Genomic DNA, 19292 nt, shown 5'->3' on the forward strand with positions numbered 1-19292 from the left:
TACTGAATTCAAATGTTTTGATACAATACAAGTAGACATTAACGATTAGGAGTGTGTATAGTGCTTGCTGAAGAGATAAGGACCGTGCTTTCCTGGTTTCCAATATTCCGGGAGTTGGAGAGGTATGAAATAGATAAAATAGCTGAAATTGCAATTGCAAGGGAATACAAGAAAGGATCTCATATTTTCATGCAGGGCGACCCGCTTGAAAATGTTTACTTCGTCTTTAAAGGAAAAATAAAAATTTACAAATCCGATGCAAACGGCAAGGAGCAAATCGTGAATATCCTTCAAAGGGGCGAGATGTTTCCACATGTCGGCTTTTTCCGGAAAGGAGATTACCCAGCCTATTCCGAGGCAATTGAGCCTGCTACCTTGGTCGTTGTTCCCATTGCCAGATTTGAAAGCGTTCTAATGTACAATCCTGAATTGTGTATTAAACTTTTCCGCGTGCTCGGTGAAAGGATTGTCGACCTTCAGAACAGGCTCGAGGAACAAATCCTGAATAATACAAACGAACAAATCATCAAACTGCTCGTCCGGCTCGGGCAACGACATGGAACTGAAGTACGTGACGGGCGAATTCTTCTAAAAGGCGAATTTACCAATAAAGACTTGGGGAATATGATCGGTACAACAAGAGAAACTGTCAGCAGGACACTGACAAAAATGAGGAAAGATGGGCTAATTGAAGTAGACAGCCATGGAAATATGAAGTTCAATCCAAACGAACTTATGGAGCAGATATTACAGTAACGGTCATTTGACTGCTCAGAACCATAAATTGTTTCCGAGCCAATCTGTTCAAGGACATTTTCGCATTCCTGGAAGGTTGAAATGTCTACCAAATAGGGGTTCATGGACATTTTGACTCTCTTGGAAGGGTGAAATGTCCTCCATCAGTGTTTCATGGACGTTTTCAATTATTTTAACATCAACTTGTACTCCAACAACAAAAGGGTGTCCCAATCTGACAAAACGGGACACCCCTTTTTAAAGTCTTATTTCACTTCAGAAAGCTGAAGCATCTCGTTCATATCATCCTGAGCGTTTCCGATCAATTTAAGGTTAAATGTATTTTGCAGCACTTCCAGAACGCCGCTGGAAATGAATTCAGGCGGTTTTGGCCCAATTCGGATATCTTTGATGCCGAGGCTGAAAAGTCCCAAAAGAATAGCTACAGCCTTTTGTTCAAACCATGAGAGAACAATACTGACCGGCAGCTCATTGATTTCACATTCAAATGCATCGGCAAGCGCCATCGCAATCTTTACGGTCGAACCCGAGTTGTTGCACTGACCTAGGTCAATATAGCGAGGAATGTCTGTTCCAGGAACTGTTCCGTAATCCACATCATTAAAACGGAATTTTCCGCATGAAGTTGTCAAAATGACTGTTTCAGGAGGAAGTGATGTTGCGAGCTCACGATAGTACTCCCCGCCTTTGCCAGGTGCATCACAGCCAGCGATGACGAAGAATCGTTTGATTTTGCCTTCCTTGACAGCTGCAATGGCTTCAAAAGCAAGACCTAGGACGGTTTCATGGTGAAAACCTGTCAGCAATGTTTCATCAGAGTCAATATTGGCTTCAGGCAATTCAAGTGCTCTTTGAATTAAAGGAGCAAAATCATCGTTTTCAATCTTTTGTACATTTTCCAGGCCAGCTACTTCATAAGAGAACATCCTGTCTGCGTATGTACCTTTAATCGGCATCACACAGTTTGTTGTTGCCAGGATTGCCCCAGGAAACTTTTCAAACAGGCGGCGCTGGTCATACCACGCTTTACCGATATTTCCTATTAGATGTGAATATTTTTTCAAGGCCGGGTAGCCATGGGCTGGAAGCATTTCGGAGTGGGTATAAATATTGATACCCTTACCTTCTGTTTGCTTCAGCAGCTCTTCTAGAGCAAACAGGTTATGGCCTGATACGACAATTGCCTTGCCTTCTATTTTGTTTTGGCTTACACGGATAGGCTGAGGTATTCCAAGCCTTTTCGTATGAGCCTCGTCGAGCACTTCCATGATCCTTACGGCGGATTGGCCGACCTTCATTGCCATGTCAATATGCTCCTGGACATTAAAATTTGAATTCGTTAACGTCATATAAAGAGCTTCATGTGTTGTCGCATCAACAAAAGAATCTGTATATCCAAGTTGATTCGCATGGGTCCGGTAAGCGGCAATCCCCTTCAGGCCGAAAATAATCGTATCCTGAAGGCTGGCAATCGTTTCATCCTTCCCGCATACTCCCACTACTGTACACCCGCCGGATGGGGTTTGTTCACATTGATAACAGAACATTTACATTCCTCACCTTTCATTCTTCCTACCCATACAGAATATAATTGAAATTGAAAAAATCCTGTGAGTTATATCACTGTTTTACAAACCGTCACCATTTGTTCAAACATTCACATATTTATTGTTCGTTCACTTTTTTTAAAAAATCTTCATATGATATCAGTGGAAAAGAACTCAACCTACTTACGGGAATTTATATTTTAAAGAGAGGGAGAGAAAGAATGGAAGATAAAAAAAGGCGAAATGAGAACAAGGAACTGGCAAGCGCAAAGCCAAAAGCTGACGATCACCGGCTAACCTATATAAATGATTTATTTCATTATCCTCCCGTTAAAGGCTTCCTGCAGACAATAGATGATTTTTTTCAGAATCCATTCACCCGTTCATCTTCTTTCAGGACAAAATTGGAAGAGAATGATAAGGAATATATCGTTACAGCTGAGCTTCCGGGAGTAAAACGGGACCAGATAAAAATAGAAATTTACAGAAACCAGGTAGTCATTTCGTTTGAAAACAAGGTTGAGCAGGTGGAAACTGACGAGCTCCACGGAAGCTATAAAAGAAGTTTTTCAAAACAGCTTGAATCAAGGTCAGTTTACCTTCAAAAACCAATTCTCGACAATAAAGCCAAGGCTTCTTATGCAGATGGGCTCCTCACTATTACCTTGCCAATTGATAAAGGACATACACTTGAAATAGATTGATGGTATTTTACTTGGAAAAAGAGAGGGTGACCCATTTTCGGGACTCCCTCTCTTCTTATTACAACTCTGTAATTATTCCTTCTCCGTATTCAGCCAATGTGAGAAAGACCCTCTTGGCACCTTGAAATACTCCATGGAAAATTTAATGAACTGTTCGGTGTTTACTTCCTTATATTTAAAATGATTGTAATACTCTGAGAGAAAGTCCATTATAACAGTCTTTTCGTCGCCGTCTTTTCGCACGTAAAAGTTTTGCTGTGCCATATTATAAATTTCTAGTGCTGGCTGCCCGTATACGAAAGCTGTATGGGTAATTTGATCAACCGGTGTGTTGGAATGCTGTTTCTTTAATTTTTGTTCTTCAACCATCGCCATTCTGTTGACAGATAGCTCCTGTGCCATCCCAAGCGGGCGATCCTCGGCGATATAGAAATACATATTAGTCGCAAATTCTGTGAACCCTTCATCTATCCAAGGTTCATTGAATGGGTCGTTTGATACAACACCATAAAAATATTGATGAGCGATTTCATGTACAATCGCGATATTGAAAAAGTCATCAAAATCATGATACGGATTGACAGTCACAATACCCGGATATTCCATATTCTGTCCAAGATCAAGGATTACGTCAAGCTGTTCGTGTGGGTATTCCCCTATTTTCATTTGGTAAAAGGACAGAGCATTTTTAGCGAGAGACAGAGCTTTTTCAGGATCACGGGCATGGTCACTTCTCGAGAATAGCCTGATCTTGACGCCATTAGATTCAGCCTCGTACAAATCCATGTCCTTTATGACAGCAATAAAAAAATCCCTTACCTTTTCTGCTTCGGCCTCTCCTTTGCTTGAGCCAAGCTTTGGATCAAGCCCGTCTGTTGAAACAAATGAATAGCCATTTGGCAAATCGTATGAAACCTTGTAATCCGAAAAATCAGTGTGGAAGGTTTCCAGTCCATTGGAGAATTCACCCTTGTTCCATTTACCATTCCTAAAGGTGGCCAGCATCGGATACCATTGTGCCAAATAATAGTTGCCATTCACCTTGGAGAGGCGGCTGCCTTCCTCTGGCAAATCCATTGTATAGGAGAAGGTGACGTCCACCTTGTCACCCTTTTCCATTTTTTCTGGCAGCCTTACAATTAACAAATCATTGTCAAGGGTATACTCTGCTTTCTTTCCATCGACTTTTATACTGTTAAAATCGACCTCTGAATGCCCCTTAACAGTTTTATAGGGATGACCTTCCTTGAATGAGTTAGGAATAAAGTAGAAAACAAGTTCCTTCCACTCTTGTTTCGAAAGGTTCTTTGCTTTTACATCGGCATTAATTGTAAATTGTCCATCTTCGTCCATTTTTACATCAAGGTCATATTGAGCCTTGCTGAAGTTTTTAACACCAACATCATTATTTCTCGTGGCATACACATACGTTCCCGAAAACACCAGTACCAGCACTAACAGAACAAGTGCCAGCCTCTCTCCTTTTAGCGGCCAAAACTTGGCTGATGTGCCATATTCCTTCCGTTTTGGCACCAAAATAGGTTCAAATCCAGTCTTTATCCAAGGTGCCCTTTGATAATTCGACTGAAAACGATTCTTTAGGCCATTTGCGAGCATGCTGAAGGAAAGAGTTGTGAGCAGAAGAGTCGCAAGCGGGACAAGAAGCACATGAGAATTTCCAAAAATATTGCCCCTTGCCTGGCCTACAAGGCCAGCCAGTTCGTTCGTTACCGAAATATAGATAACAGGATCGAAAGTCTGTGTCGTTCCCCCGACAAAAATGTTCATCAAGGCAAGCTGTCCCATGATTGTAATCACGTAAACAATTTCAAGAATGAACATAATTAACAGCGTTTCTTTCATTTGTGGGAATATATGCCTCCAAATAATCCTGTGCCTCTTGGCACCGAGCGTTTTTGAGGCTTCAATAAATACTGATTTGTTTATTTCCTCCGTTTTTTTACGGACAGAAGAGATTATGCTCGGCGTGCTGATGGCTGCTGTAATCATAATAAAGTAGTAAATCAGTTTTATAGGCTGTAAGGTTGGATTAAACGTAATCGGGAACATGAAAAAATAAACAATAATGAACAGTGGAACATAGCTCCAGGCGTTCTCAAAGGCAACAAGCCATCCCGGGACTCTTTTCCATGTTCCAACATATAAGCCTATTAACGTCCCTGCCGCCATCTTAAGGACGGTTACGGCAATTGAAATGAGTACAGTATACTTAATACCATGAAGGACAAGCGTGAGCAGATCATATCCCCACCTATTTGTCCCCAGTGGATACTCTTTAGTGGTAAACGGCTCAACGGGTGGTGCGATAATTGTACCGTTCTCATACCTTGCCTCCATTTGTTCCGTCAGATTGTATGGAGCCAGTATGCTCCCAAATATAGCTAAAAAAATCAAAATCGAGACAAGAAAAACACCAGCATACAGGGCATAATTAATCCTAAGTAGTTTATTCATAGATAAATCCTCGTTTAAATAAATAGAGTGCAAGACGTATAGCAGAATACGTAATAAATGAAATAATCAACATTGAAAACAGCCCAATGGCAACTGGCTGCATTTCGCTGTTCTGAAAAATGAATTTGGTGATTCCCTGTACATTTAGAAGATATTCAATAATGAACAAGTTTCCAACTGCCAGTGAAATCACCTTGGTCAATTCAGCCTTTATAAACGGCTCAATATTTTTAAAAACATGCTGAAAATTTATGTAAGTAGGTCCAAGTCCTTTTGCTACCGCCGTCCGGACAAAATCTTCACCGCTAGTTTGATAATATTTAACAGCGACAATCTTGAAAAGATACAGCGTTGGTGCAATACCCGTCATCAGCATCGGAAACCAGATATTCAGTGCCCCAGAACCAGGCATAAGTGAAATAACCCGAATACCTGTCCAGGTGTAGAACTTTACTGCCAGAACCAGCGACATGATGATTAGGATAAAATCCGGAATTGCTGCAAGAAAAGTCAAAATCGCGTTTACGACCCTTGTAAGCCTAAACCTGCTTATGAAAATTCCAAAAATTAAGCTTAGCAAGACTCCAGCTCCAACTCCAACCAAAATGATAGAAAGGCTAGTAGTAAAATTATCGCCTATGTCTTCAGAAATAATCCTCATCCGGCCATTTAGTTCATATGTGCCAAGGCCGCCATCGCTTAGGTTATGAAAGAAAGTCAAGAACATTTCCGGTGCCTTCTCAAATGTCCAGTCCATCGACTGGGTTGCCGGGTTGATAAAAACAAAAGCTGGCAAGGCTGCCAAAAATAGAATCAGAAAAACAATAATAACAAACTGCTGTATAATACGTATCATGAATCAGTCCCCCTAAATTGTGACGTAGTGGTTAGTAAGAATGTTACAGAAAATCTACAATTTATGTAATTTGCACTTTTCAACGTAACATAAACGAAATAAATTTTAAAGAATTTTTACAAAAATCAAATCTTGTCAACTCTTTTCTTAGCAGGGGAATGGACAAGAAGAAACGTTCCACGCTGAAACGTGGAACGTTGAAAACTTCGCAGATTATAAACAGGAACAACACCAGTGCTATCTCAATCTTAAACTTTCAAAACGCCTCCAAGCCCTTTAATCAATGCTGAAGCCTGGCTTACAGTATTGACCATTTGGCCTGCAGTATTAACCATCTTGTTAATGTCATATGTTCCATCCTGAGATTTGAACGAACCAAGGATTGACTGCATCGCTCCTGGCGGTTTTTGCATAAACTGCCCTTTTGGATATGGATTAAATTGAGGGGCCATGTTCATCGGCTGAAACTGCTGGCTTTGGCCATACATCCCATTCGTGTATCCCCCGGTTTCAAGCGGATTTTGAAAAAGAAAATGGCTTTCAGGCTTATTCTGAGGTCCCTGATGCCCAAGTGGAGGTTGCGGCCAAGCGCCCCCTGCTGGCGGATAACCAGTTTGATATCCAGCCATCAGTTGATTGGGATTCCACATATCCTGTTGCGGAAAAAATCCATAAGGCACTTGCTGCCCCCAGCGCTGAACATTTGGTACCTGTCCATAAGGAGGGGTTAGATACGGGTTATTTTGCATGTGGGCTATCCTCACTTCCGTACATAGTTTCCTTATACTATATGTAAGGGATTGGTCCTTGTGACTTTTTAGAAAATTGCAACCCCTAATTGATGAAAATTTTGTCGGAAGTTTAAATTTTTGAAAAATTAGGATTTACGAATCTATGTGATACGATATAAAAAATGGGGAAAGGGGCGCTTTTCATGGATATTTCAACGTTGAAGACAAGCTTTATCCTGCATCGTGACACAGATTCCGGAGATGTAAATGTATTAAGGGATTATGCAAGGAGATTGTATATTCAAAATGAAATCTCGGCTTCCACATTCCGCGAGTTAATCCGGGAACTTGAAGCCAAAGGCGCCACTGCACCGGAATTAACCGGTGAAAAGCAATATAATTAAGACATGACCCGCCAAATGGCGGGTTTTTTCTTAGTGTATTATTTCTTAGGCTGTATTCTAAGTAGTAGTTGATTTCCGCTCCACAAAGGGAAGCTCCTCGGAATAAACATCGCAGAGACATGCGAATTTTGCATGTCGCGAGGCGTTCTTTGCCTGTCACGAGGATGCTCTCTTTCCGCGGGGCAGGCGGTGAGCTAGTCTTGCTTCAGCGCCTAGCCCCTCGAGGTCGCTTCGGTCCCTCAGGTGAAGTCAAAAACCGACTTCTCCTTCAGGCCCCCCACAAGAGTAAGCTCCGGAAGCATAAGCATCGCACGAAGAAAAAGCTTTAGCTTTTTCGAGGAGCGCTTGTCGGGGCTGACCAAGGCGCTTACGCATTTCACACTCCTCGTCGCTAAAGCGACTGCGGGGTCTCACCTGTCCCGCTTGTCCCGCAGGACGTTGAATAGTCTTCCTGAAAAAGCACCGCAGGAGAAAATGCGTTTTTTGCATTTTCGAATGAGATCGCACCTTCCGCTCCAATCAACTGGTCTTTTATCCGAGCCCTCACTTCTTACAGTGAATTCCAAACATTTTAGACCGCCATTACCTTTATTTATGGTTTAAGCTTATCCAAAATGGTTTTTAGTGTATACTCAACCGTTCGGCATGAGTTTATAAACGTATAGCGGCTGGTTTTGACAAAGAAGGCCTGGATTGACAGCTTGTCAATATGTTCATGTGCGTTTTCGATCTGACGGATGGAGATTCCGTTCCTGGCAAGAAAAGATGACTCCCTCAAAGCAGCTTCCTTCCATTGGTCGTTTATTTCCTTTACTTTATCTGCGAAAGGTTTTATATCTGAATAAAAATCTCCATCGGCATTTTTCTCCCGAGTTAATTCAAATGTTTTCTGAAACTGCAGAGTATACTCCAACAGCCGTTCCGTCATTTTTTCCAAAGCTTTTAATGATTCCATAGTGTCCTCCATAAAAAGAAGCCATTTTTTAAAAATGGCTCCATACATCACTTTAAGTTTATCTGCCGCTCAGTCCAAGTTCAAGTTTCATGTTTAGAATGGAAGGAATCCCCCCAGCTGGCTGTACTTCCTCCCTGGCCTGCTTAGTTTCCATCAGATCCAGCTTTTCTTCGATTGCTTCAAGTTTAAAGACCCTCTCACTAATCAACTCCATTGATAAACCGGTAAAAGCGATTTCCATCTCAGCCTCTAATAATAGAAGCTGTTCATTAATACCGTTTAAACGCAACAATAGCTCTTCCCTTTCACTAACACGGCCTCTCATATTCGTTTCCCCTTTTTAAATGTATTTGTTACTCCTCTATTCTTCCTCGCCCGCCTGTTTCCTTCCTCAGTGACAAAACTAGAAGCTACGTGCCAAAAGTAGTGAAATTCGGCAGCTTTCCGATTGCTTTGCCACTATTGTTTCGACAAGTTCCCCGCATGAACACTTTCGTTTCGGGAACGATACAAATGGAGGTGTTTATCTATGGCGAAAAAGGGTAATGAAAACAAGAAAAACCATAATGGCCAAGAACCTAAAAAGACAGGTTATGGGGATAAAAAGCTTGTTGGCGAAAACAGGCCTGCCGAATAATCGGGAATCCCTTAATGCGGGCTGGAAGGATGTCCGGTTTTTTAGTCAATGAGCCTGAAAAATCAGGGTTCGGCTGAGCACAAAGCAAGGGCATCCCCCTTGCTTTTTTTTCGTAACGATCATTTAACAGGACAGATTAAAGCTTCCAATCCCCAGGAAAAAAATCCTTCTTTAGCTGTGCCATCAACCGGAGCTGGGAGCGCTTATGGAAGTACCAGTCAGTCAGGTGCGGATTATTTTTAAGCTTGATTGGCAAAAAAAGTTTATGAACAGGCGCCGCTTTCCTTAAGCTCCAGTCACGGTAAATATGGCGATTATGCTTTATCACCGGGAAGGTGGTTCGCAGAAATGGAGTATCACGCGGAATGGTTTGTTTGAAATACTGCTCAAAGTCATGCCTGGATCCGGTATGTACTGTGTTTTTGGCAAAATCATAGAAATGGGGGAATAGCCGCGGGTGAAACAGAATTTTTGCCAGTCTCCTTCCAAGATCAATCCGGTTCGCTACTTTTTTAAATCCTGATACACTCGCACCATATAATTCTCCACCGCATGTCGGGAATAAAACACAACTAAAATGAAGCCACTCCTGGAAATTAAACTCGATTGATTGAAATACTTTGCTTTTATAAACGGGATGTTCAATGATTGGTTCCTGGATGACATTTTGTTCATTGATAATCAGGGCGGTTGTCAGCCTGTTTTTATCCTGCTTTTCCCAATAGATAGTCCATTCCTTTTGCATAAAGGAAGAGACCTTTAAATGTTTCAAAAGGTGAAACAACGGCTTATTTGTTTTCGTCGAATATGAATAGAGCATCAGCTGTGGAAAAGCATCATGGAAAATAAGCCAGTTTGCCCGCTCAAATGTTAAAAATAATTGCTTCCTCGTTTTGTCTGTAAGGAAGTGAGGGAAGATTGTGCCTTGAAGGTCACACATGTTGTACCCGCCATTTCTGGATACCATGCTTGCCAGGAAAGACCAAATAATGTCTGGATGTTTCTTGAAATAGTGAAAATAAGCATTCGTCCTGGTGATATTGTCCTTATTAAGCCTTGCTGTTTCACGCCAGATCTCATGAATGATTTCTTGTTCAGACAGCAGCATGTTTTTCTTCCCTTTTTTAAAAATGGATTGATTTGGATATAGTTAGAATGGCTCCCCCAGGAATAATTTATACAGCAAAATTGAAGCTACTTTGGTATGATAAGTAATAGTCTGTGAGGTGCTTATCATGTTCAATTATCCTAATGGGAAAAAATACACTGCCACTTCCCCCCTGCCCCAGCAGCTTGGGCGTCCAAGGCGAACAGTTGAATCCTATGGCAACCGGGGTATGACTCTCGAGGATGACTTGAATGAAACCAACCTGTATTATTTATCCCGAGGGATTGCAGTCATTCATAAAAAACCTGTCCCGATCCAAATTGTCCAGGTAGACTATCCGAAAAGGAGCGCGGCCGTCATAAAGGAAGCCTATTTCAAACAAGCTTCCACTACCGATTACAATGGAGTTTATAAAGGAAGATATATAGATTTTGAGGCTAAAGAAACACAAAACACCTCATCGTTTCCACTTAAAAATTTTCATGACCATCAAATCCATCACATGGAGGCCGTCCTTAAACAAGGCGGAATCGCTTTTGTTATTTTGCGCTTTTCCAGTACGGATGAATATTTCTTACTGGATGCCGGGCCTTTGCTCAAATTTTGGGAGAGAATGGAGCTTGGCGGCCGAAAGTCGATTACCAAGAACGAAATCCTCGAAACAGGAATACCGATTCCATTTGGATTTCAGCCACGAATTGATTATTTGAAAACTGTTGATGAACTCTACGATTTAAGTGAATAGATTCGTATTGTACGAAAGGAAGGAATTTTTATGGCAGGTACGTATAAATCCAGGGAGGAAAAAAGGAAACAGCTGGAATCCCAGGGAAAAAAGAAACAAAAAAAACCGGCTCGCGGCGGGATGGTAAAAAAGATTTTTCTCATCCTAATTGCCCTTGGCATAGTCGGGATGCTTTCAGGTGTAGCAACTTTTGCCTATCTTGTACAGGATGCACCTAAACTCGAAGAAAAGCTTCTTAGAGATCCAATTCCTTCAAAACTCCTGGATAAGAATGGGGAAGTTTTTAGGGAAATCGGAACTGTCCGAAGAGAATATGTCGATTATAAAGATATTCCAAAGTTAGTTGAAGATGCATTTCTAGCCACTGAGGATGTCCGTTTTTATCAGCACCATGGTATTGATATTATCCGACTGGGCGGGGCTGTTATCGCCAACCTGACAAATGGTTTTGGTTCTGAGGGTGCTTCAACCATCACTCAGCAGGTTATAAAAAACTCCTTCTTTACGAACGAAAAAACCATTAAACGGAAGGTTCAGGAAGCCTGGCTTGCCTATCAGCTCGAGAGAAAGTATACAAAACAGCAAATCTTCGAAATGTATGTCAACAAAATCTTAATGGGCGGGGACATCCACGGGGTTTCAACAGCAGCCGAAGAGTATTTCGGTAAGAGCCTGGATGAACTGGAACTTCATGAAGCTGCTCTGCTTGCAGGGCTGCCGCAAAGCCCAAACAGGTATAATCCGTTTGAGCACCCTGACAGAGCAGAGAAAAGAAGAAACATTGTTCTTTCACTTATGAATCAGCATGGATTTATTGATGAACAGACAATGAAGGAAGCACAATCGATTCCGGTTGAGAAGAGCCTTGTACCAGAGGAAAAACGCAAAAAGAAGGAAAAGCCTTATGAGTCATTCGTTGATGCGGTTATAGATGAAGTAAAGAAAGCTGGAGATTTTGACATCTATTCCGATGGCCTGACCATTCATACAACACTGGACCCGGACGCACAAAAATATGTTGATCAGATGATGTTTACAAATGACATTGTTCAGTTCCCTGACGACAAATTCCAAGCCGGCATTGTAATGCTAGATACAAAGACTGGTGAAATCCGGGCGATTGGCGGAAACCGGAATAAAGAAATTCAGCGTGGCTATAACTTTGCGACAGATATTAGGAGGCAGCCAGGCTCAACCATTAAACCTATCCTTGACTATGGTCCGGCAATTGAACATCTCCAATGGGGTACCTACCATATGATGGAGGATAAACCGACCAAATACTCGAGCGGTGTTGAATTTGGGAACTGGAATGATAAATATGATGGATGGATGACAATCCGCACGGCACTTGCCAAGTCCAAAAACACGATTGCCGTCCAAGCTCTTCAGGAGGTTGGTACCGACCGGGCGATGGATTTTGCCATTAAGCTCGGGATTCCATTAAAGGAAATTTATGAATCGTATGCTCTAGGCGGATTCGGCGACAAAACGGTCGGGGTCTCCCCTATGCAGCTTGCTGGCGCTTATAGCGCATTTGGCAATAACGGTTATTATACGAAGCCTCATGCGGTTACGAAAATTGAACTTCGTGATAAAACAGAAATTGATACTGCTCCTGAATCAAAGGCTGTCATGAAGGACTATACAGCATTTATGATTTCAGATATGCTCAAAAGCGTCCTGACTAGCGGCACAGGGACTGGGGCCCATATTCCTGGCCTTCCAGCAGCAGGTAAAACAGGAACAACCAACTATACGGAAGATGAATTGCGTAAACTTAAAGTAAGAAAAAGCGCAGTACCTGACGCCTGGTTCGCTGGCTATACAACCAACTATACAATTGCAGTCTGGACTGGGTATGAAAGCAGGATGACACCAATCATGCCTGGAAAAGATCAGCAAATTGCCAAAGAACTATATAAAAATTTGATGAAGCATGTTTCGGATGGAATAGAAACACCTGATTTCAAAATGCCTAAATCTGTTGAACGCGTCAGGATTGAAAAAGGTTCTGTTCCTGCAAAATTGGCTAGTGATTATACTCCGGACAGCATGGTGTTAAACGAATATGCCGTTAAAGGGAAAAAGCCTAAGCAAGTATCCCAAAAGTATGAAAAGCCTGATGCACCTACAGGGTTGAATGCAAGCTATAACAAAGAGAACAATTCAATCTCATTAACCTGGAACCATAAGGAAAAAGAGAATATTAGCTTTACTATTGCTGTGACCAAGGACGGAACCAATGTCCATTCCAACACAACGACGAATACTTCGTATGATGTGCCTAATATTACATCCGGCGGAACCTATACAGTCACTGTAACTGCTGTTAAGGATGGAACCAGCAGCAATCCGGCTACCACAACGGTTGCCGTTGAAAACGAAACTCCACCTCCAAGCAACGAAAACGGAGGTAACAACGGCGGCGGCAACGGGAATGGAAATGGTAACGGAAACGGAAATGGAAATGGAAATGGAAATGGTAACGGGAATGGCAACGGCGATGACGATGATGGGGAAGATGATGGCAATGGTGATGGCGACGGTGATGGTGATACCGGCGGAACTGGTGGTACCGGTGGAACCGGAGGAACTGGTGGTACCGGTGGAACTGGTGGTACCGGTGGAACTGGTGGTACCGGCGGAACGGGTGGTACCGGTGGAACCGGTGGTACTGGCGGAACCGGTGGTGGTACCGGTGGTACTGGCGAAACCGGCGGTGGTACCGGTGGAACTGGCGGAACCGGTGGAACTGGCGGAACCGGTGGAACTGGTGGTACCGGCGGAACTGGCGGCGGAAGCAGCACCGGCCGTGGCAATTAACAATCATTAAAAAATCTAATACAAATGAAAGGGAGTACCACTAGCTGGTACTCCCTTTCTTTATAGCCAGGCTCTTCATGAAGTGCTTCTTTTGTTCATCCAAGAGCTGATTCAATTGTATATAAGAATGAAAGAGCTCCGGCCTCTGGAACAGAAATTCTATACGCTCCTTGCAATTTATAGGCCTTATTGCCAAGTCTTCCACTTGGTCAAGCTTTGTTAATAGTACAGGTTTACTATTGCCCCAGTATAGGCATTTCAATAGAATCGAAAGACCTGCCTTCATACTCTCCCTAATCATAGGTTTGTTTCTTTCCTTAAAGGCCAGTTCAATAGATTCTCTGGTTTGAGGCCATTGCTCCACTAGGCTTATAACCGAAGTTTTGGATTCATGCCAGGGCCTTTCCCCTTCTTTCCCGCAATAGAAAGTGGCTTCTTCCGGAAAATATAGTACCGCTTTACCTTCAAAAAAAGGGTGATCAAGCTCATTGGGAATGCAGCGATTATCCTTGCGCATGCAGGAGCTTCCCTTTCATTCGTTTTTGGCCTTCCCTGCAAACTTCCAGCAATGGGCAAGTTGGGCACTGAGGATTTTGCGCTTTGCAATGATAACGGCCAAAAAAGATCATCCGATGGTGAGTAATCGACCATTCCTCCATCGGTACCTTCTTCAAAAGTGTTTTTTCAACTTCAAGAACGGAGTCTTTCCATCTGCAAATACCAAGGCGTTTACTGACCCTCTCTACATGGGTATCGACAGCAATGGCGGGCACACCAAACGCAACAGAAACGACGACATTAGCGGTTTTCCGGCCAACCCCTGGCAGTTTTGTCAGTTCATCCCTGTCCATTGGCACCTTTCCGCCATACTCCTCAAGAATCATCTTGCTTAGCTTTTGGATATTTTTTGCTTTATTTCGAAATAAACCTATTGATCGGATGTCGTTCTCAAGCTCTTCCAAAGGAACACTTACATAATCCTCGGGAGTGTTGTACTTTTTAAAAAGCGATTCAGTTACTTTATTGACAAGCACGTCGGTGCACTGGGCGGATAATGCGACAGCAATGACAAGCTCAAAAGGATTTGAATGATTCAATTCACAATGGGCATCAGGAAACATCTTGCCCATTTCATCCAGACAGAACCTGATTTGCGATTTATTCAGCATGATTTGTCACCTACTTTCAAGCAAATTCTCGGTGCCTAATAGCACATATTCAACGAAACAGTATGTCCAAGTTAAGAGGCTTGAAACTCAGCACATGAGGTGGAGTTTATCAAGAAGGACGAAATAAAAACGAGAGAACCCTTCCTCTCGTTTCCCACTATCTTATTACTGTTCCAGCCAATTGTAAAATGGTACAGCTGTAACCGGGGGTGCCTGCCGCTGCTGAGGGACAGTCCTCGCCTGCTGGCGCTGACGGAATTTGATACTCTGGTTTTTGGCTTGTTCGATTGTTTTAATGCCGTTCTTTTTCCATTCGAAAAGAATTCTGTCAATATACCTGAAATTCAGCTTTCCGGACATGACTGCTTCCCGAAGTGCAGCTTTTATGATTTGTGGTTCATGCTTGTCATCATCTACCCACATTGCCAATGTCTCACATTCAAACGGAGATAGCGGCCTGCCAAATTCTTTTTCAAAAATCGTATACAAGTCCTGCTCTTCCGTTTTCCTGTCCCGTTCCTTTTCGGCTTTTTCATTGAGCAGGAATTGATCAATAAGCTTTTGCCATAATGGATCAAGTAAATATTTTTCATAACGAATGCCGTCTGAATTATGTTCTTCGATGATATCTATGTAGCCCCGTTGAATCAATTTTCTTAGTGTATCAGTGCACTGGGTAACGGTAAGAGTCATCTGAGAGGAAAGCTGTTCCGGTGTAGGAAATTCATTGCCTTTTTGGGCATGATTTAAGATGTTAAGTAAAAGGACGAGTTCGTATTCATTCAAATTCATGTTTTTGTATTCAGAAAACAGCAAGGAAGGTATGGTCAAATTCCCTTCGTGCATCCATGCAAGGATACTAGACTTCATATTTCGACACCTCCCTTTCAGTATAACATGAATCATAGGGACACAGGCAAACAAATGATAAAGGGATAATTTTACATTATATAGGCGAATAAAGGCGAAATAATAGGGGTTTTATTGAAAAACCTGCCAAAACTGGAGTCCTGGCAGGTAATCCGATAATCGTTTTTTAAAGAAACGTCTTTCGACAAAAACCGAGGCTTATGGATATAGCCGGTTCAAAAGACGAGGGAACGGGATGGTTTCCCTAACGTGTTCGACTCCGCTGATCCAGGCCACAGTCCTCTCAAGTCCAAGCCCAAAACCTGAATGAGGGACTGCACCATACTGGCTCAGATCAAGATACCATTTATAAGCTTCTTCGGGAAGCCCATGTTCCTCAATACGCTTCTTCATTAAATCATAATCATATATACGCTCGGAACCGCCAATAATCTCCCCATATCCTTCAGGGGCAATCAAATCCGCACATAGTACAACATCATCCCGTTCAGGATGCGGCTGCATGTAGAAAGGTTTCAGAGATGTTGGATAATGGATAATGAATACTGGCTTATCATAGCTCTCAGCAATTGCCGTCTCATGCGGCGCTCCGAAATCATCTCCCCACTTGATATCATCAAACCCTTTCTCATGGAGAAGCTTTAGCGCATCATCATACGTAATCCTTGGGAATGGTGCTTTGACTTGCTCCAGCTTCGATGTATCACGGCCAAGGGCTTTCAGTTCAAGCTGGCAATTTTTCAAAACGGACTGAACAACATAGGCAACATATTCTTCCTGGACAACCAGGCTTTCTTCATGTTCGGTAAAGGCCATTTCTGGTTCAATCATCCAGAATTCAATCAAGTGGCGCCTTGTTTTCGATTTTTCGGCACGGAATGTCGGGCCAAAGGAGAATACTTTTCCAAGAGCCATAGCAGCAGCTTCCATATAGAGCTGACCGCTCTGTGACAAGTAGGCATCTTCATCAAAATATTTCGTGTGGAACAGCTCCGTTGTACCCTCCGGGGAACTGCCAGTCAGAATAGGCGGATCTACTTTAACAAAACCGTTGTTATTGTAAAATTCGTAAGTTGCGCGGATGATTTCATTTCTGATTTTCATCACGGCATGCTGGCGTTTTGATCGCAGCCAAAGGTGGCGATGATCCATAAGGAATTCGGTCCCATGCTCTTTTGGGGTTATTGGGTAATCTGTGGCAAGCTGCAGAATCTCGACCTGCCGCACATTCAATTCAAACCCTAATGGCGAACGCTCATCTTTTTGTACGATTCCAGTAACGTAAAGCGACGATTCCTGGGTTACTGATTTGGCAGTCTGGAAGACTTCCTCTTCCACTTCACTCTTTACGACTACCCCCTGGATAAAACCAGTTCCGTCCCGTAGTTGTAAAAAGGCAATTTTTCCGCTGGAACGTTTGTTGGCGAGCCAGGCGCCGATTTTAACTTCTTCGCCAACGTATTTATGGACTTCTGCTATCGTTGTTTTAATCACTGATATATTCCCTCCAAGACTTGCACTAACAGTTTCTATGTATCCATTCTATTATACAGGTGTAAAAATGGCCAAGCAAGGGAGCGGCATGATTCGTGGCTTTATTCTTGATTTAGTTTATCTAAAAATTATTAAAAAAGGGTGAACTTGGATTTTCGCTACACAAAGGAAAGCTTCATAGAAAAATCATCGCAGGGATAAGCGGAATTTTTCGTGCCTTCTGCTTCAATCCAATCAAATAAATATTAAATACAACATATTTTTATATAGTCACTTAGTGGTGTTTGCCGCTTCCTTATCCTGGTCATTCTGTTTCTGAAAGCTAGTTTTTAGTTTTTGATTCAACAAACCTGCGGATCCGCTCTATCGCTTCTTCCAGCTGAGAGAATGAGATGGCATAGGATATCCTTATATTATCCGGGGCACCAAATCCGGAGCCTGGTATCACAGCAACCTTTGCCTCCGTTAGAAGGGCTTCCGAAAATTCATCTACATCCTTGTACCCTGTTTTCTTCATTGCTCCACGAACATTCGGGAACAGATAAAAAGCCCCCTCCGGCTTGATACAAGTAACACCAGGAATCGCGGCAAGCTTTGGATATATGGCTGCAAGCCTCTCTTCAAAAGCCTTCCTCATCTGCTCGACTGGTTCCTGCGGCCCTTCATATGCCGCTATTGCAGCATATTGGGCTGTGGTTGTAGGATTTGATGTACTATGGCTGGCAAGGCTTGACATCGCATCAATAATGTCTCGGTTCCCTGCTGCATATCCTATCCTCCAGCCTGTCATGGAGTGGGATTTTGATACGCCGTTCACGACAATAGTTTGTTCCTTAAACTCGGGTGAAAGTTCGGCAATCGAAACATGCTTCTTTTCCCCATAAACGAGTTTCTCATAAATTTCATCTGAAACAATTAAAATGTCCTTCTCCAGGCATACTCTCCCAAGGGCTTCAAGTTCTTCGGCAGTGTAGAGAGTCCCTGTTGGATTGCTTGGGGAATTGATAATGATTGCTTTGGTTCTATCCGTTATTGCTCCTCGCAGCTGCTCCGGAGTAATTTTGAAGGCATTTTCTTCTGCCGCATAAATGTAAATCGGTTTTCCTCCAGCAAGCTTGACCTGTTCAGGGTAACTGACCCAGTAAGGTGCAGGAATGATCACTTCATCGCCATCATTAAGGATTACCTGGAAAAGGGTATACAGGATATGCTTAGCGCCATTCCCAACAATAATTTCGTTCATTTTATAATCCAGGCCCTGGTCAGCAGCAAATTTTGCAATAATTGCCTTTTTAAGCTGAGGGAGCCCGGCTGTTGCGGTATATTTTGTGTGTCCTTCATCCATTGACTTCTTGGCAGCATCAAGAATATGTTCTGGAGTATTAAAATCAGGCTCTCCAGCACCTAGACCGATAACGTTATGCCCTTCTGCCTGGAGTTCCTTCGCCTTTGCTGTAATGGCGAGTGTTGATGAAGGGGTCAGGGAAAGCACCCTATTGGCCAATTTTATTTCCATACTGTTACCTCCACAGTAGACAAATTAGAGATTCTCTATTAGCTTATACATTTCACCGGTTTCAAAGTGAACGTAATAATAGTTGATAAGGCCATTGCCGGTGGAATAGTACACTTCCCAAAAGGGAATGCCTTCTTCCATGCCAGGCCGTATTGAAATTACTTCCTCCGGATTCTTTTCCTCAAATACCTTATTTATGGCATCCTGTCTCGTCAAACCGTCTCCTTTTTTATGGACCACAGTTTTGCCGTCCTTTTCGGGCATCCAGACAATGATACTTTCACCTTTTTTGTTTTTCCCCTCTACAACATAGATTGTTTCTTCGCCATTAAAGAGCGTGAACTTTGCAGCTTCATCCAGATCTGCCTCTTTAATGGCCCTTTCTATTGCTTTCTCCTCGGCGGCCCTGACAGGTTCGGTAGCCTTTGCGTATATCCATCCGGCCCCCCCTAATAACAGGGCAATAATCAGGAAAAGGAATAAAATCAGTTTTTTCACA

The 19292-nt window shown here is 42.7% G+C and carries 18 protein-coding genes; 5 read left to right on the plus strand and 13 right to left on the minus strand.

Annotation, left to right across the window (positions count from 1 at the left end; all coding sequences use genetic code 11):
- The first annotated feature begins 60 nt into the window (after positions 1 to 60).
- Positions 61 to 756 (plus strand): Crp/Fnr family transcriptional regulator, encoded by a 696-nt coding sequence (locus A8F94_RS03190; RefSeq protein ID WP_066195488.1) that lies wholly within the window; start codon positions 61 to 63, stop codon positions 754 to 756.
- Positions 757 to 1001: 245 nt separating this feature from the next.
- On the opposite strand, the gene hcp is transcribed toward A8F94_RS03190, so the two are convergent.
- Complete coding sequence (gene hcp / locus A8F94_RS03195) at positions 1002 to 2303, minus strand: hydroxylamine reductase (protein ID WP_066195492.1); 1302 nt, start codon at positions 2301 to 2303, stop codon at positions 1002 to 1004.
- Positions 2304 to 2524: 221 nt separating this feature from the next.
- Between hcp and A8F94_RS03200 the strand changes: the two genes are divergently transcribed.
- Positions 2525 to 3007, plus strand: coding sequence for an Hsp20/alpha crystallin family protein (locus A8F94_RS03200; protein ID WP_066195497.1), 483 nt, complete (start codon positions 2525 to 2527; stop codon positions 3005 to 3007).
- Positions 3008 to 3079: 72 nt separating this feature from the next.
- On the opposite strand, the gene A8F94_RS03205 is transcribed toward A8F94_RS03200, so the two are convergent.
- The 3 genes from A8F94_RS03205 to A8F94_RS03215 all read right to left on the minus strand — a co-directional run bounded on the left by A8F94_RS03205 (position 3080) and on the right by A8F94_RS03215 (position 7087).
- On the minus strand, positions 3080 to 5482 hold the full coding sequence (locus A8F94_RS03205) for an ABC transporter permease subunit (RefSeq protein WP_066195499.1): 2403 nt from the start codon (positions 5480 to 5482) through the stop codon (positions 3080 to 3082).
- A complete protein-coding gene (locus A8F94_RS03210) occupies positions 5475 to 6338 on the minus strand; it encodes an ABC transporter permease subunit (RefSeq protein ID WP_066195502.1) in 864 nt (287 codons plus the stop codon). Before A8F94_RS03210 ends, A8F94_RS03205 begins: the two co-directional genes overlap by 8 nt.
- 248 nt (positions 6339 to 6586) lie before the next feature.
- Positions 6587 to 7087 (minus strand): YppG family protein, encoded by a 501-nt coding sequence (locus A8F94_RS03215; protein WP_077247533.1) that lies wholly within the window; start codon positions 7085 to 7087, stop codon positions 6587 to 6589.
- 185 nt (positions 7088 to 7272) lie between these two features.
- Between A8F94_RS03215 and yppF the strand changes: the two genes are divergently transcribed.
- Positions 7273 to 7473, plus strand: coding sequence for a YppF family protein (gene yppF, locus A8F94_RS03220; RefSeq protein WP_066195509.1), 201 nt, complete (start codon positions 7273 to 7275; stop codon positions 7471 to 7473).
- Positions 7474 to 8065: 592 nt separating this feature from the next.
- Here the strand turns inward: yppF and A8F94_RS03225 are convergent.
- From A8F94_RS03225 to A8F94_RS03235, 3 genes are all read right to left on the minus strand, one after another.
- Entirely contained in the window at positions 8066 to 8428 is a 363-nt protein-coding gene (locus A8F94_RS03225) for a DUF1798 family protein (RefSeq protein WP_066195511.1), read from the minus strand.
- A gap of 58 nt (positions 8429 to 8486) precedes the next feature.
- Entirely contained in the window at positions 8487 to 8753 is a 267-nt protein-coding gene (locus tag A8F94_RS03230) for a hypothetical protein (RefSeq protein ID WP_066195513.1), read from the minus strand.
- Between the two features lie 448 nt (positions 8754 to 9201).
- Positions 9202 to 10173, minus strand: a complete 972-nt coding sequence (locus A8F94_RS03235; protein ID WP_066195516.1) for a DUF2515 domain-containing protein — start codon at positions 10171 to 10173, stop codon at positions 9202 to 9204.
- Between the two features lie 124 nt (positions 10174 to 10297).
- Between A8F94_RS03235 and recU the strand changes: the two genes are divergently transcribed.
- Together recU and A8F94_RS03245 are read left to right on the plus strand one after the other, a co-directional pair.
- Complete coding sequence (gene recU / locus A8F94_RS03240) at positions 10298 to 10918, plus strand: Holliday junction resolvase RecU (RefSeq protein WP_066197222.1); 621 nt, start codon at positions 10298 to 10300, stop codon at positions 10916 to 10918.
- Between the two features lie 30 nt (positions 10919 to 10948).
- The gene (locus A8F94_RS03245; RefSeq protein WP_066195520.1) at positions 10949 to 13744 is read left to right on the plus strand and encodes a penicillin-binding protein 1A; all 2796 of its coding nucleotides are present in this window, start codon (positions 10949 to 10951) and stop codon (positions 13742 to 13744) included.
- 40 nt (positions 13745 to 13784) lie between these two features.
- On the opposite strand, the gene A8F94_RS03250 is transcribed toward A8F94_RS03245, so the two are convergent.
- The 6 genes from A8F94_RS03250 to A8F94_RS03275 all read right to left on the minus strand — a co-directional run bounded on the left by A8F94_RS03250 (position 13785) and on the right by A8F94_RS03275 (position 19291).
- A complete protein-coding gene (locus A8F94_RS03250; protein ID WP_066195524.1) occupies positions 13785 to 14261 on the minus strand; it encodes a YpoC family protein in 477 nt (158 codons plus the stop codon).
- Positions 14248 to 14913, minus strand: coding sequence for an endonuclease III (nth, locus tag A8F94_RS03255; RefSeq protein ID WP_066195528.1), 666 nt, complete (start codon positions 14911 to 14913; stop codon positions 14248 to 14250). The genes A8F94_RS03250 and nth overlap by 14 nt, the downstream gene beginning before the upstream one ends.
- Positions 14914 to 15078: 165 nt before the next feature.
- On the minus strand, positions 15079 to 15783 hold the full coding sequence (locus A8F94_RS03260) for a DnaD domain-containing protein (protein ID WP_066195531.1): 705 nt from the start codon (positions 15781 to 15783) through the stop codon (positions 15079 to 15081).
- Between the two features lie 198 nt (positions 15784 to 15981).
- Positions 15982 to 17274: an asparagine--tRNA ligase gene (asnS, locus tag A8F94_RS03265; RefSeq protein WP_175384360.1), complete on the minus strand. Its 1293-nt coding sequence runs from the start codon at positions 17272 to 17274 to the stop codon at positions 15982 to 15984.
- A 325-nt stretch (positions 17275 to 17599) separates the two neighbouring features.
- Positions 17600 to 18787, minus strand: a complete 1188-nt coding sequence (locus A8F94_RS03270; RefSeq protein WP_066197224.1) for a pyridoxal phosphate-dependent aminotransferase — start codon at positions 18785 to 18787, stop codon at positions 17600 to 17602.
- 30 nt (positions 18788 to 18817) lie between these two features.
- The gene (locus tag A8F94_RS03275; RefSeq protein ID WP_066195536.1) at positions 18818 to 19291 is read right to left on the minus strand and encodes a cell wall elongation regulator TseB-like domain-containing protein; all 474 of its coding nucleotides are present in this window, start codon (positions 19289 to 19291) and stop codon (positions 18818 to 18820) included.
- Between the last annotated feature and the right edge of the window lies 1 nt (position 19292).

Origin of the sequence: Bacillus sp. FJAT-27225 (genome assembly GCF_001685025.1) — a bacterium.
Taxonomy (GTDB): Bacteria; Bacillota; Bacilli; order Bacillales; family Cytobacillaceae; genus Bacillus_D.

Coding starts and splice junctions, on each gene's coding strand:
- A8F94_RS03215 (WP_077247533.1), bottom strand. CDS start 7,087: ATGCAAAATAACCCGTATCTAACCCCTCCTTATGGACAGGTACCAAAT.
- A8F94_RS03260 (WP_066195531.1), bottom strand. CDS start 15,783: ATGAAGTCTAGTATCCTTGCATGGATGCACGAAGGGAATTTGACCATA.
- A8F94_RS03205 (WP_066195499.1), bottom strand. CDS start 5,482: ATGAATAAACTACTTAGGATTAATTATGCCCTGTATGCTGGTGTTTTT.
- A8F94_RS03245 (WP_066195520.1), top strand. CDS start 10,949: ATGGCAGGTACGTATAAATCCAGGGAGGAAAAAAGGAAACAGCTGGAA.
- A8F94_RS03235 (WP_066195516.1), bottom strand. CDS start 10,173: ATGCTGCTGTCTGAACAAGAAATCATTCATGAGATCTGGCGTGAAACA.
- yppF (WP_066195509.1), top strand. CDS start 7,273: ATGGATATTTCAACGTTGAAGACAAGCTTTATCCTGCATCGTGACACA.
- A8F94_RS03250 (WP_066195524.1), bottom strand. CDS start 14,261: ATGCGCAAGGATAATCGCTGCATTCCCAATGAGCTTGATCACCCTTTT.
- A8F94_RS03225 (WP_066195511.1), bottom strand. CDS start 8,428: ATGGAATCATTAAAAGCTTTGGAAAAAATGACGGAACGGCTGTTGGAG.
- hcp (WP_066195492.1), bottom strand. CDS start 2,303: ATGTTCTGTTATCAATGTGAACAAACCCCATCCGGCGGGTGTACAGTA.
- nth (WP_066195528.1), bottom strand. CDS start 14,913: ATGCTGAATAAATCGCAAATCAGGTTCTGTCTGGATGAAATGGGCAAG.
- A8F94_RS03210 (WP_066195502.1), bottom strand. CDS start 6,338: ATGATACGTATTATACAGCAGTTTGTTATTATTGTTTTTCTGATTCTA.
- A8F94_RS03200 (WP_066195497.1), top strand. CDS start 2,525: ATGGAAGATAAAAAAAGGCGAAATGAGAACAAGGAACTGGCAAGCGCA.
- A8F94_RS03230 (WP_066195513.1), bottom strand. CDS start 8,753: ATGAGAGGCCGTGTTAGTGAAAGGGAAGAGCTATTGTTGCGTTTAAAC.